Here is a 15,337-nt window from a genome sequence, read left to right as displayed (position 1 = left end):
CTTACTCTCCTAAACTTCTTAAGTATGCAGCAAGTGCTTTTTGTTGTGTTTCATTAAGTCTTCCATCAAAGCTTGGCATCATACCAATATTACCTTTTTTTCCGTCTTTTAACACAGCTGATACGATTGCATCATCATACTCTCTAATGTTTGGAGCAACGTAAGGCATACCTTTACCATCTGCACCATGACATCCAGCACAAGCAGCATACGCAGCAGGTTGTTCACCTTGGAATCCACCAGCAACATATTCAGCAACTACATCTACATCATCACCAAATGCCATACCAGCAGGCATTCCACCAGGATATGCAGTTTTTAAACTATTTGAACCATTATTAATAATATGAACAACTTGTTCTTTAGCGATTCTTTTAGTTAAATCTTGTGCTTTACCTTCAATACCTTCAGCTGTTACACCATGACAAGGTGAACATTGAACTAAGAATGTAGATTGACCCATTGCTTCTAATGTTTCAGTTGATGGGTTTTCCCATTTCTTTTCAAACTTTGCATTGTATTCTAATGTCTCTTCATTCCATTGACCAATTTGTGAGAATCCATTAATTGGATAACCAATAGTAAAATACCAGAACATCCAAAGAATTGAACCAATAAATGCTAATGCCCATCCAGTTGGGATTGGATTTTTATATTCACCAATACCATCCCATTTTTCCTCAGCTAAGTCACCACTTGCTGTATCATTTTTCATTTGATTAACGTATTTTAATACTACAAATACACTAATCGTAATAATTGCTACTGCACCTAACATTGTTAGGCTATTAATGTAATCATCACCAATAAAAGCATCACCTGCTGCTAAGTAAGTTCCTGCTAATAAAGCGATGATAAGAATAATTCCACCTACTACCATAGATTTCATACTATTTCTCCTTATTATCTTTTTCTTTATCTTTTCTTATATCTTCAAGGGGAGCTGAAACAATTGAATCATCATGAACAAGATTTGAATACTTTTCAAAATCTCTCTCACCTTTTTTATCTCTTTTATATATAGAGTAAGCGTAAGAATAGAATATAGTAAAAACTGCAAGTATCAAAAAGAACTTTGCATAACCTTGAATGTTTAACAATGTTTCGTAACTCATTTAATAACCTCTTATTTTAAAGAATTTAAATATGCAATTAATGCAACTATCTCAGGAATTTTACCATTTGCAACAGCATCTTTTACCGCTTGAGTTTTCATATCAGCAGCAATAGCTTTTGCTTCTTCTTGTACGTTTGCCATAGCTGATTCATAATCACCTAAAACTACATCAATTTTTCCATCACCATCTAAATCTTGATCATATGGAGTTGCAAAAACAGTTTTAACTGTATAAGCTTCTGCATATGCTGTATCTAAATCAGCAATATTTGTAAAATGATGAGGGTATGCTGGCATTACAGTACCAGGAACAACTGAAGCAGGATCCATCATATGATTCTCATGCCAATCTGTAGTTCTATAATTTCCAACTCTCATTAAATCTGGTCCAGTTCTTTTTGATCCCCATAAGAATGGTCTATCATAAGCGTACTCACCAGATAATGAATACATACCATATCTATCAGTTTCTGATTTAAATGGTCTAACTAATTGTGAATGACAAGCATTACACGAATCTTTGATATAAACTTGTCTACCAGCTAATTCTAAAACAGAATATGGCTTAGTACCTACAGTTGGTCTAGATTGTTTTGCAAAATCTGGAATAACTTCTATAATACCTGCAAATGCAACAAACACGAATACTAGTACCGCAAAGAAAAACGGTCTTTGTTCAAACCAATGAAACATATTTTCTCCTTTTCTTACGCAGCTACTGGTGTAGCGTTTGCTGGTTCTTTATCAAGTATTCTTCCACATTTAATAGTTTTATAAATATTATATGCGAACATAAAGAATCCAATTAGGTACATTAACCCACCAACTGCTCTAATTGTGTAATATGGTTGTAATACAGTTACTGTATCAATGAATGAATATAATAAAGAACCGTAATCATCATACGCTCTCCACATCATACCTTGAGTAATACCTGCAATCCACATTGACGTAAAGTATAATACAATACCAGTTGTTTGTAACCAGAATTGTGTATCCATTAATGACTTAGAGTAAATTTCTCTTTTATACATTCTTGGAACCATATGGAATAATGCTGCCATAATCATAAATACAACCCATCCTAATACACCATCATGTACGTGTCCTGGAATCCAGTCAGTAAAGTGTGCAATAGCATTTACAGATTTAATAGCTTGAATTGGTCCTTCAATAGTTGATAACATATAGAAAGTTGAAGCTAATACCATAAATTTAATTAGTGTATTTGTTTGTAATTGTTGCCATTCACCCTTCATTGTTAAAAGCATATTAATAGCTGATCCCCATGATGGTAAAATTAATACAACTGACATTACAGAACCCATTGTTTGCATCCAATCAGGAACAGTTGAATAAATAAGGTGGTGTCCACCAGCCCATAAATAAACAAATAATAATCCCCAGAATGCTAGGATAGAAAGTTTATATGAATAAACATTTTGACCTGATTCTTTTGGTAAGAAATAATAAATCATAGCAATAATTGGAGTTGTGAATACGAATGCAACAGCATTGTGTCCATACCACCATTGTACTAGTGCGTCATTTGTACCTGAATACATAGAAACAGAATGAATCCATGAACCATATCCACCTGAAGCAAAATATGTAGGAACTTCCATATTGTTAAATAAATATAACATTGCAACAGAAATAAATGTAGCTATGAAATACCATAAAGAAATATATAAAGTTCTTTCTCTTCTAATACCAATTAAACCAAAAATTGAAATACCCCATAATACCCACCAAAGTACAACTAAGATATCTAATGGCCACTCTAATTCAGCATACTCTTTAGATGTTGTAATACCCATAAATAGAGTTACAACTGCTAAAAGAATAGTTATGAAATAAAGTACAAAATGTAATTTTGCAATACCCATCAAGAATGGTGATTCTTTTAAAGAAACTTTTAAAACTCTTTGCGAAATATAATACCATGCCGCAAAAATACCACTTAGAGCAAAACCAAAAGCAACACCATTTGTGTGTAAAGGTCTTAATCTACTGAATGTACCATATTCTCCGGCTAAATTATTTAACTCAGGGAATGCTAATTGAAACGCTAATACAACACCAACTGTCATACCAATGATACCAAACAAAATTGTTGCAAATGTAAAGGCTTTTGCAACTGAGTAATCGTACTCAATTTGTGCACCGTTTTGCATCAATCTCCTCCTACTAATTTTATATACAAGTCACTAACGTCACTTATGGCGAATATTTTAACTAAACCCCACTAAGTTAAGCCTTAATATTAGCAAAAATTAAGCCAAATTTTATTAAAAAATAATAATTAGATAGAAGAAAATTATGCTTTTAATAATCAGTATTATCATCAAATAATAAATTTTATACTATAATGCGAAAAACAAAAGGAAACAAATGAAAAAACTTCTTTATTCTGCACTAACAGCTTCATGTTTATTATGCACAAATGCAAGTGCTGGTGTTATTTTAGATGCACAAGTTGGAGCTGGAGCTTGGATGGCTAAAACTTCTGGAACAATCGCTTATGATGCAGGAGATATTAACTTAGAAAATGATTTAGGATTAAATGATTCATCAAATGGATATTTTTATGCAGACATAAATCATTTTGTTCCAATTATTCCAAATATTAGAATTGAAAGACAAGAGTTAAAAACAAATGCAACAAAAACTGCAAATGTAACATTTGGTAATGAGACTTTTTCTGGTTCAACTAAATCTGATATTGATTTAACACAAAATGATTTAATTTTATATTGGGGAGTTCCTGGATTAAATATACTATCAGCAGGTATTTTAAATGTTGATTTTGGTATTAATATCAAACAATATGATGGTTCTATAACACTTTCAGATGTAAATAGTACAAAAGTAGAATCAGTTGATTTAGATTTTATTGTACCAATGGGTTATTTAGCTGCACAAATAAAACCACCATTTATTCCTGCAACTATTAGTGCTTCAACAAAAATGATTTCATATGATGGTTCTGAATTAAGTGATTCAATGATTATGGCAAGTATTGATTTACCAATACCTTTACCATTAATTGATTTTAGATTAGATGTTGGATATAAAATTCAAAAACTAGATATTAGTAAAGATTTATCAGATGATGTAAATGGTAATATCACTAATAAAGGAATGATGCTAGGATTATCAGCAAAATTCTAAAAACTCTTAAGAGCGATTTTCATATCTCGCTCTTGAGTTTTCTTTTTTAAATCTTCTCTTTTATCATGAAGTTTCTTTCCTAATGCAGATGCAATTTGTACTTTTACCATATTTTTTGCATTAAAATACATTTTTAAAGCTACAATTGTTATTCCATCTTTCATTACTTTTGAGTACAATTTTTCTATCTCTTTATTATGCAATAATAATTTTCTTTCACGTCTTTCATCAGGTCTATAAGTTGCATGAGCTGTACTTAAGTGAGAAATATGCATATTAAATAAAAAAACTTCACCTTTTATTATTTTAATAAATGAATCTTTTAAATTTGCGCGACCATCTCGTAGAGCTTTTACTTCACTACCTTCTAAAACTATTCCTGCTTCATAAGTATCTAAAATTGTAAAATCATGAAATGCTTTTTTATTTTTAAATACTAAATTCTTTTTTACTTCTTTTTTAGCCATTATTGTTTACCTTAAAAAATGAACTTCCACTTCCACTAAAATACCAATCTTTTTTTTCATACTCTTTTAATAGTGAATATGCATTAACTGCAGGTTCATATAAATCATTTGCAGTATAAATATCTAATTGATTTAAAATATCAATTGATTTTGTATTTAATAGTTTTAAAGCTTCATCATCTTGAATTTGTTTATAAAATTTATTTCTAAAAATAGAAAAAATTTCACCAGTATCACATTTAATTTTTGGAGTAATAGTTTGTATATCTAAAATTTCTTCATCAAATTTCTCTACAATTTCACCAATACCTCTAACATTTGCACTATCATATTCATATACAAAAAATGGAACATCTGCACCAATTTTTACAGCAATTTCACATAACTCATCTTTTGATAGATTTAAATTACAATATTCATTAGTCATAATTAAAAAAGTAGCAGCATTAGAACTACCACCACCTAAACCTGCAAATTCTGGTATATTTTTTTCAATTTTAACATCATGATTTTGAAAAAAAGTCTTAACGCTATCATATTTTTCTAAAAGTTTATATGCTTTATATACAGTATTTGATTCTAGTTTACAAGCAAAATCACCTATTATATTAAACTTAGTATTATTTGATTTTTCAAATGATACTAAATCATAAAGTGAATGAACTCTTACAAATCTTGATACAAGTTCATGATAATTATCCCTTTTATTTGCAATTTTTAAAAAAATATTAACTTTTGCATAAGATTTTTTCATCATCCTAGTTTTACCTTATTTAACAAATATGAAACTTCATTTTCATTTATCTCAATGATACTAAAAAAATCATCAAACTCAATTATATATGAGCCATTCTCTTTTTTTTCTAAATAATCAATTGAAATCTTTTTACCATCAAATAGCCACTCTTTTGTACCTGTATAAATATTTTTATCTAAATCTAAATAATCTAAAGGGTTTAAATCTTTTTCATTTTCATAAAAAAATTCACCTTCATTTATTCTTTCTAAATAAGATAAAGTTCCAATACTATCAAGTTTTTTTGCCAAAATTTGACCTAAACTTCTTATATATGAACCTTCACTTACCGTTGATTCAAAAGTAATAAAAGGATGTGAATATGAAATAAACTTAGTATTAGTAATACTCATAGTTGATTCTTTCATTTTTACTTCTTTACCTTCTCTTGCTAAATCATAAGCTCTTTTTCCATCAATTTTTTTAGCAGAAAACTTTGGAGGAGTATATGTTATATCACCTACTAAAGAATCAATTTGTTTTTTTATATCATTTATATCTAATCTTTTTGCTTCTTGTACATCTATAATATTTTCTAAATCTAATGATTCAGAAGTTGCACCTAACCAAAGAACAGCTTTATATGTTTTTGGTGTTTTTTTAAGATATTTGAAAAGTTTAGAATATTGTCCAAAGGCAACAATTAAACATCCCTTTGCAAAAGGATCTAATGTACCCGAAAAACCTGCTTTTTTATTTTTATATTTTCTTTTTATTCTATTTAAATAAGAGTTTGAACTCATATATATTGGTTTATTTACTACTATTAATTTATTTAATGATTCTTTATCGTATAATCTTTTTTGCAATTTTATTTCACTTTTTTTAATATTATATTTTTTCTACAAATGAAGATAAAATATCTCGAACTGTTCCACCAAAGTTTATAGTTAATTTATAATCTTTACCAGCTTTAGCACTTTTTTGTACTCTACCCATTCCAAAAATTTTATGTTGAACTAGGTCACCTTTTTTATAAGATGATGTTTTTTCAATTGTTAAACACCCTTTTATAAGACCTGATTCACTTAAAAATCTACTTCTTTTTAATTGTGTTCTTTTTCCCTTATAAAATCTTGAATGAACAAAAGATAAAGTAAGATTATCCATAGCTCTTGTAATTGCTACATAACCTAATCTTCTTTCTTCTTCTGTATCAGCTCCATCTCCTGTAATTGGGAAAAAGCCTTCTTCTAAACCAATAATAAATACATTTTTAAACTCTAAACCTTTTGAAGCATGAATACTCATCATAGAAATAGCTTCATTATTATATTCACTATTTTCACTTTCAAGTGCAATATCATTTAAAAAATCTTTTAATTCTAAATGAGGATGTTGAATAAAGTAATCTCTTATATAACCATAAAATTCATCAACGTTAGCTTGTCTTTCAAAACCATCAGGAACATTATCATAAGAAGCTCTATAATCAAATGATTCTTCAAAAGAGTCTAAAAACTTCATCTTAGATTCATCAATTATTTCTCTTAAATCAATAATAGTGGCTTCAAATACTTTTAGAGTTCTTGAGTTCTTTTTACCTACAATTGCTGTTAATTCTTCTGGTGTTAATTCTTGTATTAAATCAAAAATTGGCTTTTTTGTTTCTTGTGATTTAGCTTCTAGCTTATCAATTGTTGTTTTACCAATTCCACGTTTTGGTTTATTGATTACTCTTTTTAATGAAAAGTTATCACTTGCATTTGTTAAAATTCTAAAATAAGCAATTAAATCTTTAATCTCTGCTCTTTCGTAGAACTTCATACCACCAACAAGTTTATAGTTTAAACCTGCTTTATTAAAACCCTCTTCTAAAGATCTTGATAAGGCATTTACTCTAAATAAAATTGCAATATCTTTTGCTGATTTACCTGCATCTAATAAGTTCTTTATATCATCAACAATTTTTCTTGTTTCTTCATTTTCATCATGTGATTCATAGACTTTTATTGAATCACCTTTTGATCTTGTACCTACTAGTTTTTTTCCTAATCTATCTCTGTTATGTTCAATTAATTGATTTGCATGATTTAAGATAGTATCAGTTGATCTATAGTTTTCTTCAAGTTTTACAACAGTTGTATCTTCAAAATGCTCAGAAAAATTTAATATATTTTTAATAGTTGCACCACGCCAACCATAAATTGATTGGTCATCATCCCCAACCACACAAAGATTATCATGAGTTGTACATAACATTCTTAATAGTCTATATTGTAATTCATTTGTATCTTGATACTCATCTACCATAATATATTGGTATCTTTTACTTGTTTCTTTTGCTAATTCTTCATTGTTTTTTAAAATTTTATATGGAAGAAGTAATAAGTCATCAAAATCTACTAGATTATTTTTTGCAATATAATCTTCATATTTTTCATAAATATCTGCAATATCTTTGTAAAGTTTTAATTGTGCTGCTGATTTAGCTTCACTTGGAGTTATTAATGTATTTTTGTATTTAGAAATTTCTGCTGCAACTAATGATGTTGTAATCTCTTTATCAATTGACTTTAAAATTCTTTTTTTATCATCTGTATCTATAATAATAAAATTGTTTTTTCTTCCTAATTCAGTCATATAAAACTTTAAAAATAATAATCCAAATTTATGAAAAGTACATAATAATGGCGGTGTATTTATATGTGATGGATCAATCATTGAGAAAGCTCGTTCTCTCATTTCAGATGCTGCTTTATTTGTAAAAGTCAAAGTTAAAATTGATGCTGGATCAATCCCAATTGAAATTAAATACGCAAGTCTAGTTGTTATTGTTTTCGTTTTCCCAGAACCTGCTCCTGCTAATATAAGTAGTGAGCCATCAATATGTTGGGCTGCGATTTTTTGTGAATCATTAAGTGATGATAGTAGATTTTCAGACATTTTTTCTCCGTTAATATATAATTATAACATATATAAAATAAATCCATTATTCTTCTTAATTATTCTATATATAAATAAATGTTATGATAATTATAAATTATTTTATGGAGGTAAAAATGCTAACAGATTTTGCAAAAATAACAACTTTTCTTACAGTTGTTAGAGAGAAGTCATTTTCCAAAGCTTCAGCAAAACTGGGTATTTCTCAACCAGCAGTTACTCAACAAATTAAGTTTATTGAAGATTATTTAGAAGTACAAGTAGTTGATAGAAAAAAGAATGGTATTAAACTAACTAAAGAGGGGCAAATGCTTTATGCAATTGCTTTAAAGTTAGAAAAATGTGTATCAAATGCAGAAAAAGAAGTACTAAAAATAATGAATAAAGATGTATCTTTTATATTTGGAGCATCATTTATTATTGGTAATTATATTTTGCCAAGATTTCTAAATAATCTAAAAGATGATTTACATAATGATGTATCAATAAATGTTTCGGTTTCCCATGAAGCTATTGAAGATTTATTAGATAAAAAAATAGATATTGCTTTAGTTGAAAATTATGTTGCTAATGAAGATATTATTTATAAAGAATGGATGGAAGATGAAATAGTAATATTCTCAAATCAAAGACTTCCAAAAAAAGCTACAGCAGAAGATTTATTATCTTATAAGTGGGTTTGTAGAAATCCTGATTCTAATACTAGACAAATATTTAAAGAAAATCTTGAAAAAGCTAATTTCCCTGATTGTGATACTTTTGATGTTACAAGTGAGGTTACAAGTGCTACTACAATTGTACAAACGGTATTGCATTCTGATAAAAAATTAACTCCAACAGTTTCAGTTGTATCAAAAAATGCAATTGAATCATTATTAAAATCAGGTGCATTATTTGAATCAAGAATCAATAATCAAAAAATGATAAGAAAACTATATATTGCATATAGAAAAGAGAAGAAAAATGATGTCTTTATAAATAATGTAGTTGACTATCTATTAAAAGTTAAATAATCATTTATAAATCAACTTACAAACACATACAAATATAAAGGTGTTAAATGGATAATATAGACAAAATAGAACTGATTTATCTGAAAATTGAAGATCATAAAAATATAGAAATATTAATGAATGATGAGTATAAGAATTTAGATGATTCAAGTTGGAGTTTAAAAGAGTTTTCAACTTTATTAAAAAAATTCCCAAAGGGTCAAGTTGGAATCAAAATAGATGGAGAACTTGCAGGTTTTGCTTTAAGTATAGTAGTTGATTATAATAAATTTGATGATTCTCATACTTATAAAGAAATCACAGGCAATTATAGTTTTGATACGCATGATGATAATGGTGATACACTTTATGGTGTTGATGTTTTTGTTAGTAAAAAATTTAGAGGTCTTAGACTTGGTAGAAGACTTTATGAGTTTAGACAAGAACTTTGTGAAGAGTTAAATCTAAAAGGAATACTTTTTGGTGGAAGATTACCAAATTACAAAGAGTATTCTGACAAATTATCTCCTAAAGAGTATATTTCAAAAGTAAGAGAAAGAGAAATTTATGACCCTGTTCTTAACTTTCAATTATCAAATGATTTTTATGTAAAAAGAATTCTAAAAAACTATTTAGAAGGTGATGTTGATAGCTGTGAATATGCTTCATTATTAGCATGGGATAATATCTATTATTCAAAACCTTCAAAAGTTCCAATGCCACAAAAAACTGTTATTAGATTAGGATTAATTCAATGGCAAGTTAGACCATATAAAAATATAGATGAAGTTTTAGAACAAGCAGAATTTTTCGTAGATGCTGTATCAAATTATAGAAGTGATTTTGCACTTTTCCCTGAATTTTTCAATGCTCCTCTTATGGCTGCATTTAATCACTTAGGAGAAGCAGAAGCAATAAGAGAGTTAGCAAAATTTACACCAAAATTCAAAGATGAATTCTCTCGTTTAGCAATAGCATATAATATCAATATTATTACAGGAAGCATGCCTGAATTAGTTGATGGTGACTTATATAATGTTGGATTTGTTTGTAAAAGAGATGGTTCAATAGAAAAATATTCTAAGATGCATGTTACTCCTGATGAAAAGAAAGTTTGGGGTTTAAAAGGCTCAAATGAAATAAAAACATTTGATACAGATTGTGGAAAAATTGGTGTTTTAATTTGTTATGATAGTGAATTTCCAGAATTAGGAAGGCTTCTTGCAAAAGAAGGAATGGATATTTTATTTGTACCATTTTTAACAGATACACAAAATGGTTACTCAAGAGTAAAAATTTGCGCACAAGCAAGAGCAGTTGAAAACGAATGTTATGTTGCAATTGCTGGTTGTGTTGGAAATTTACCTAAGGTTGCAAATATGGACATTCAATATGCTCAATCTGCTGTATTTACACCATGTGATTTTGCTTTCCCACCAAATGGAATAAAAGCTGAATCAACTCCAAATACTGAAATGATTTTAGTCGCTGATGTTGATTTAGAATTATTAAAAGAACTTCATAGTTTAGGAAGTGTTACAAACTTAAAAGATAGAAGAACTGATATTTACGAAATAGAATTTAAGAAGTAAAAATATTAGGATTTATCCTAATATTTTTACTAATAATTAAGACCCTCTTTTTCCAAAGCCAATCTTATATTTTTCATTTGAGTATGTTTATCTCTACACCAATCAGGTGATAATAAAGTATCATCATTGATTCCTGCAGTAATTCTTTGTATTGATATATTATTGGGTAAATCTTTTATAGATTTTACAACTGTATCAATATATAATTCTTCAGAAATAGGAGTAAATCTTCCTTTTCTAAATTCATTTGTAAGTAGTGTGTTTTTTACAACATATAAAGGATGAAATTTAATAGAGTCAACTTCTAATTCAACAGTTTGTTTAAATGTCTCAAGCATCATTTCTTGAGTTTCATTTGGTAAACCATAAATTAAATGTCCACAAACATTTAATCCTTTTTCCTTACTTCTTTTTATCCAGTATCTCATGTTTTCAGCACTATCACCTCTATTTATAGTTTCTAGTGTTTCATCATAAAAAGATTGGATACCATATTCAATCCATATTTCTTTATCTTTTGATAAATCTTTTAAATAATCTAAAATTTCATCTGTTACACAATCTGTTCTTGTACCAATACTTAAACCAATAACATTATCAAAACTTAAAGCTTTTTCATATAGTGCTTTTAGTGTTGCAAATGGTGCATAAGTGTTAGTAAAAGATTGAAAATAAACTATAAACTTTTGTGTTCCAAATTTATTTTCTAATCTTTGTTTTGTAGCATTAAATTGTAGTTCAAGTTGTTTTAATTGATTATCTAAAAATGGATTTTCATTTACTCTTGGGTTTAATTTAAATTTTGGTTTCTTTTCTTGTAAATTTGGAGAAAAAGAGTCGTTCTCACAAAAAGAACAACCACCCTTTGCTACTGTTCCATCAATATTTGGACATGTAAATCCAGATATTGAAATTGGAACTTTATAAATTTTTTCACCAAATTTATTTTTAAAATATCTACCAATAGTTAAAACATTTTTTAATTCATTCATTTTACTCTTTTACGAAGTAATCCCCATTAAAGCTTTCTAATGCATAATTTCTATCATTTCCAATTGCATTAACTAAATCATCAACAGATAAGTACTCTAAAGAATCAGCTTCTATATATTTACAAACTTCATCTTTTGTCATATTATTTGAGATTAATTCTTCTTTATTTGGTGTATCAATACCATAATAACATGGGAATTTTATTTCAGGAGAAGCAACTCTAAAGTGAACTTCTTTAGCCCCAGCATCTTTAAGCATTTTTACGATTCTTTTAGAAGTTGTACCTCTTACAATAGAATCATCAATTACCAATAATGATTTACCAGCAATAAGAGATCTCATAGGTGAAAGTTTCATTTTAACTTTCATACTTCTCATCTCTTGTGTTGGTTCAATAAATGTTCTTCCAACATAATGATTTCTAATAATTCCATACTCAAATGGAACTCCACTTTGTGCAGCATAACCAAGTGCAGCTGGAACTCCTGAATCTGGAACTGGTACAACCATATCATATTTAACTACTGATTCTTCATCATTTTTAGCTAAAGCTCTACCCATATTTTCTCTTGTTCTATATACATTTTTACCATCAATTTCTGAATCAGGTCTAGCAAAATATACATATTCAAAAGCACAAGGTCTAAATTGTGGTTCAAATAATTGAATTGATTCTGGTTCTTCATAATCTTCACTAAAGATTAACATTTCTCCTGGATTAACATCTCTAATAAATGTAGCATCTACTAAATCAAATGCACATGTTTCAGATGCAACAATATAACCACCTGATTTTAATTTTCCTAAAGATAGTGGTCTAATACCATATCTATCTCTAATAACAAATTGTTTTGATCTTGATTGAACAATAAAACAATATGCACCAATAGTTTTTTCTAAGGCTTCTTTGATTCTATCTCTTAATCTATCTTTTGTGTTTTTTGCAATTAAATGAATTAAGTTTTCAGTGTCCATTCCTGTTTGAAAAATAGCACCTTTGTCAATTAAATCTTTTCTTACTTCACTTTTGTTAATTAAGTTTCCATTATGAACAATAGAAATTTCACCTAATTTATATTTAGCAAATACAGGTTGAGCATCTAAAATTGAATCCCCACCCGCAGTTGAATATCTATTATGACCTATTGCCATATTACCATGTAAGATTTTTAAAGCATCTTCATTAAAAACTTCTGAAACTAAACCTCTGTTTTTGATTGTATGAATCTTACCATTACAAGATGAAGAAATACCAGTTGCCTCTTGACCTCTATGTTGCATTGAGAAAAGAGCTAAAGAAGCTAATCTAGCAGCGTTATCATTCCCATAAATTCCAACTATTGCGCACATTTATTTAACCTTATGTTAGAAGAAAAAGTGAAAGTGTAAATATCTTTTTATCTTCTAGTTTATTTTATTTTTTATTGTTTTATTGTTTATTATTTAATTTTTAAAGACCTAAAGCATCATTAATTGAATATAATTTTGCTTCTTTACCAACAATCCATTTTGCAACTTTAATAGCACCTTTTGAAAAAGTATTTCTTGCTGTTGCAGTATGATTTAACTCTAAAAATTCACCATCATTATAAAGTCCAACTGTATGTCGACCTACAATATCTCCACCTCTTAATGCCATAACTGCGATTTCATCTTTAGTTCTAGCACCAATTTGTCCATCACGTCCTGAAACTCTAACTTCATCAAGATTTAAATCTCTAGCATTAGCAGCGTGTTCTGCTAAAGTTAAAGCAGTACCAGAAGGAGAATCAACTTTATGCTTATGATGTTGCTCAACAATTTCAATATCAAAATCTCTTAATGTTTTAGAAGCAAGTGCTACAAGTTTATTTAAAACTGCAACACCTAAACTCATATTTGTAGCATATAATACTGGTACTAGTTGACTTGCTTGAAGTAATAAGTTTTGTTGGTGCTTATTAAATCCAGTTGTTGCAATAACAAGTGGTTTTCTTGCACCATTTTCAACTACTTCTGTAAGTAAAGCTTCTGTTCCTTCTGGTGCAGAAAAATCTATAATTACATCAGATGATTCAAATAATACTGCCATATCATTTGTAACAACTGTATCTTCAGGTAAAGTTCTTGTTAATTTACTAAAAACATGAACTGCTGATAAATTTGCATTTTCATCAACTTGTAAATCATCAATTAGTAATGAACCTACTCTTCCTGTACTTCCTAAAATACCTACATTAATCATTTAAATAACTTCCTTTTATCCTATATACTCAATTATATTTACAGCAGCTGTCGCACCATCTGCTGCTGCACAAACTACTTGTTTTGCTGCATCAATTCTAATATCACCTGCTGCATATAATCCTGGTACTGATGTTTGCATTTTTAAATTAACAATAACTTCACCAGCATCATTAACATCACATAAAAATGATCCATCTTCTTGTTTAATTGGTTCATTTAATACATTTCTACCAACAAATACAAATACACCTGGAGTTGGTAAATCTCTAATTTCACCTGTTAGTTTAGATTTAACTTTTAAACCTAAAACACCAGACATATCACCAAATACTTCTTCAACATCAACATTTGTAACTTCTTCAATATTTGAAGCTGCTTTCATATGTTCAATTGTTGAAGGAGCTGCTCTATATGTATCTCTTCTATGAACTAAATATACTTTAGAACATAATTTTGATAAGTAAACTGCTTCTTCTAAAGCAGAATCTCCACCACCTACAACTGCAACTTCTTTTCCTTTATAGAAAAAACCATCACAAGTAGCACAAGTAGAAATTCCTCTTCCAAAGAACTCATCTTCACCTTTAAATCCAGCACGTCTTGGAACTGAACCTGTTGCCATTAAAACTGTTTTTGCCTCTTGAGTTTTACCATCAACAGTAGTTAACTCAAAAATATCTCCAACTTTCTTAACATTAGAAACTTGGTTCATTTCATGTTTTAATCCAAATCTTTGACATTGCTCAGGCCAGTTTTGCATTAAATCCATACCTGAAACAACTTCAGCTTGGCCTGGGTAGTTTTCTATTTCAGATGAACCTGTAATTTGTCCTCCTGGCATTCCCATTTCAAACATTGTTACATTGTTTAAGCCACCTCTTGTAGCATAAAGTCCAGCTGTTAATCCAGCAGGTCCACCACCAATAATCGCTAAGTCTAACATATAAGATTCCTTCTATTTGTGAAATTATAATTTATAGTATTTATTAAAGTCATAATAATACTAAAATATATGTAAGTTATAGGTTAATTAATATTAATATTTTTATGATAATTTTTATCAATAAAATAAAAATTATTCTTATTTATTTTAA

15 protein-coding genes are annotated in these 15,337 nt (G+C 28.6%); 3 read left to right on the top strand and 12 right to left on the bottom strand.

The genetic code is table 11. The features are described from left to right. Window position 1 precedes the first annotated feature (1 nt). From ACERKK_RS00175 to ccoN, 4 genes are read right to left on the bottom strand one after another with little or no spacing between them, the layout of a single operon-like run. Complete coding sequence (locus ACERKK_RS00175; RefSeq protein WP_373771040.1) at window positions 2-889, bottom strand: c-type cytochrome; 888 nt, start codon at window positions 887-889, stop codon at window positions 2-4. A 1-nt stretch (window position 890) separates the two neighbouring features. Continuing rightward, window positions 891-1,115 (bottom strand): CcoQ/FixQ family Cbb3-type cytochrome c oxidase assembly chaperone, encoded by a 225-nt coding sequence (locus ACERKK_RS00170; protein WP_373771039.1) that lies wholly within the window; start codon window positions 1,113-1,115, stop codon window positions 891-893. An 11-nt stretch (window positions 1,116-1,126) separates the two neighbouring features. Next, window positions 1,127-1,810 (bottom strand): cytochrome-c oxidase, cbb3-type subunit II, encoded by a 684-nt coding sequence (ccoO, locus tag ACERKK_RS00165; protein ID WP_373771038.1) that lies wholly within the window; start codon window positions 1,808-1,810, stop codon window positions 1,127-1,129. 14 nt (window positions 1,811-1,824) lie between these two features. After that, window positions 1,825-3,294, bottom strand: coding sequence for a cytochrome-c oxidase, cbb3-type subunit I (gene ccoN / locus ACERKK_RS00160; protein WP_373771037.1), 1,470 nt, complete (start codon window positions 3,292-3,294; stop codon window positions 1,825-1,827). A gap of 217 nt (window positions 3,295-3,511) precedes the next feature. Here ccoN and ACERKK_RS00155 point away from each other — a divergent pair, with 217 nt between their 5' ends. Then, on the top strand, window positions 3,512-4,291 hold the full coding sequence (locus ACERKK_RS00155; RefSeq protein ID WP_373771036.1) for a TIGR04219 family outer membrane beta-barrel protein: 780 nt from the start codon (window positions 3,512-3,514) through the stop codon (window positions 4,289-4,291). On the opposite strand, the gene smpB is transcribed toward ACERKK_RS00155, so the two are convergent. The 4 genes from smpB to ACERKK_RS00135 are packed head-to-tail and all read right to left on the bottom strand — an operon-like array spanning window position 4,288 to window position 8,440. Continuing rightward, a complete protein-coding gene (gene smpB, locus ACERKK_RS00150) occupies window positions 4,288-4,758 on the bottom strand; it encodes an SsrA-binding protein SmpB (protein WP_373771035.1) in 471 nt (156 codons plus the stop codon). The two genes, ACERKK_RS00155 and smpB, sit on opposite strands and share 4 nt — an antisense overlap. Beyond that, window positions 4,751-5,515, bottom strand: a complete 765-nt coding sequence (locus tag ACERKK_RS00145; RefSeq protein ID WP_373771034.1) for a 4-(cytidine 5'-diphospho)-2-C-methyl-D-erythritol kinase — start codon at window positions 5,513-5,515, stop codon at window positions 4,751-4,753. The genes smpB and ACERKK_RS00145 overlap by 8 nt, the downstream gene beginning before the upstream one ends. Then, window positions 5,512-6,363, bottom strand: a complete 852-nt coding sequence (gene truB / locus ACERKK_RS00140) for a tRNA pseudouridine(55) synthase TruB (RefSeq protein ID WP_373771033.1) — start codon at window positions 6,361-6,363, stop codon at window positions 5,512-5,514. Before truB ends, ACERKK_RS00145 begins: the two co-directional genes overlap by 4 nt. Before the next feature lie 22 nt (window positions 6,364-6,385). Continuing rightward, window positions 6,386-8,440: an ATP-dependent helicase gene (locus ACERKK_RS00135; protein ID WP_373771032.1), complete on the bottom strand. Its 2,055-nt coding sequence runs from the start codon at window positions 8,438-8,440 to the stop codon at window positions 6,386-6,388. Between the two features lie 116 nt (window positions 8,441-8,556). Between ACERKK_RS00135 and ACERKK_RS00130 the strand changes: the two genes are divergently transcribed. Both ACERKK_RS00130 and ACERKK_RS00125 read left to right on the top strand, forming a co-directional pair. Then, a complete protein-coding gene (locus tag ACERKK_RS00130; protein WP_373771031.1) occupies window positions 8,557-9,453 on the top strand; it encodes a LysR family transcriptional regulator in 897 nt (298 codons plus the stop codon). Between the two features lie 47 nt (window positions 9,454-9,500). Next, entirely contained in the window at window positions 9,501-11,024 is a 1,524-nt protein-coding gene (locus ACERKK_RS00125; protein WP_373771030.1) for a bifunctional GNAT family N-acetyltransferase/carbon-nitrogen hydrolase family protein, read from the top strand. A gap of 29 nt (window positions 11,025-11,053) precedes the next feature. Here ACERKK_RS00125 and ACERKK_RS00120 read toward each other — a convergent pair whose 3' ends face one another. From ACERKK_RS00120 to trxB, 4 genes are all read right to left on the bottom strand, one after another. Continuing rightward, complete coding sequence (locus ACERKK_RS00120) at window positions 11,054-12,016, bottom strand: TIGR01212 family radical SAM protein (protein WP_373771029.1); 963 nt, start codon at window positions 12,014-12,016, stop codon at window positions 11,054-11,056. Between the two features lies 1 nt (window position 12,017). After that, window positions 12,018-13,367 carry an amidophosphoribosyltransferase gene (gene purF / locus ACERKK_RS00115; protein ID WP_373771028.1) on the bottom strand — a complete coding sequence of 450 codons (1,350 nt, stop codon included), beginning with the start codon at window positions 13,365-13,367 and terminating at the stop codon, window positions 12,018-12,020. Between the two features lie 100 nt (window positions 13,368-13,467). Beyond that, complete coding sequence (dapB, locus tag ACERKK_RS00110) at window positions 13,468-14,241, bottom strand: 4-hydroxy-tetrahydrodipicolinate reductase (protein ID WP_373771027.1); 774 nt, start codon at window positions 14,239-14,241, stop codon at window positions 13,468-13,470. Between the two features lie 15 nt (window positions 14,242-14,256). Then, a complete protein-coding gene (trxB, locus tag ACERKK_RS00105) occupies window positions 14,257-15,186 on the bottom strand; it encodes a thioredoxin-disulfide reductase (protein WP_373771026.1) in 930 nt (309 codons plus the stop codon). Window positions 15,187-15,337: the final 151 nt, after the last annotated feature.

Origin of the sequence: Poseidonibacter sp., assembly GCF_041821165.1 — a bacterium.
Taxonomy (GTDB): domain Bacteria; phylum Campylobacterota; class Campylobacteria; order Campylobacterales; family Arcobacteraceae; genus Poseidonibacter.
The sequence above is the reverse complement of the archived record's forward strand: the minus strand, read 5'-3'. Positions and strand labels throughout refer to the sequence as shown.

Coding starts and splice junctions, on each gene's coding strand:
- ACERKK_RS00175 (WP_373771040.1), bottom strand. CDS start 889: ATGAAATCTATGGTAGTAGGTGGAATTATTCTTATCATCGCTTTATTA.
- ACERKK_RS00170 (WP_373771039.1), bottom strand. CDS start 1,115: ATGAGTTACGAAACATTGTTAAACATTCAAGGTTATGCAAAGTTCTTT.
- ccoO (WP_373771038.1), bottom strand. CDS start 1,810: ATGTTTCATTGGTTTGAACAAAGACCGTTTTTCTTTGCGGTACTAGTA.
- ccoN (WP_373771037.1), bottom strand. CDS start 3,294: ATGCAAAACGGTGCACAAATTGAGTACGATTACTCAGTTGCAAAAGCC.
- ACERKK_RS00155 (WP_373771036.1), top strand. CDS start 3,512: ATGAAAAAACTTCTTTATTCTGCACTAACAGCTTCATGTTTATTATGC.
- smpB (WP_373771035.1), bottom strand. CDS start 4,758: ATGGCTAAAAAAGAAGTAAAAAAGAATTTAGTATTTAAAAATAAAAAA.
- ACERKK_RS00145 (WP_373771034.1), bottom strand. CDS start 5,515: ATGATGAAAAAATCTTATGCAAAAGTTAATATTTTTTTAAAAATTGCA.
- ACERKK_RS00135 (WP_373771032.1), bottom strand. CDS start 8,440: ATGTCTGAAAATCTACTATCATCACTTAATGATTCACAAAAAATCGCA.
- ACERKK_RS00130 (WP_373771031.1), top strand. CDS start 8,557: ATGCTAACAGATTTTGCAAAAATAACAACTTTTCTTACAGTTGTTAGA.
- ACERKK_RS00125 (WP_373771030.1), top strand. CDS start 9,501: ATGGATAATATAGACAAAATAGAACTGATTTATCTGAAAATTGAAGAT.
- ACERKK_RS00120 (WP_373771029.1), bottom strand. CDS start 12,016: ATGAATGAATTAAAAAATGTTTTAACTATTGGTAGATATTTTAAAAAT.
- purF (WP_373771028.1), bottom strand. CDS start 13,367: ATGTGCGCAATAGTTGGAATTTATGGGAATGATAACGCTGCTAGATTA.
- dapB (WP_373771027.1), bottom strand. CDS start 14,241: ATGATTAATGTAGGTATTTTAGGAAGTACAGGAAGAGTAGGTTCATTA.
- trxB (WP_373771026.1), bottom strand. CDS start 15,186: ATGTTAGACTTAGCGATTATTGGTGGTGGACCTGCTGGATTAACAGCT.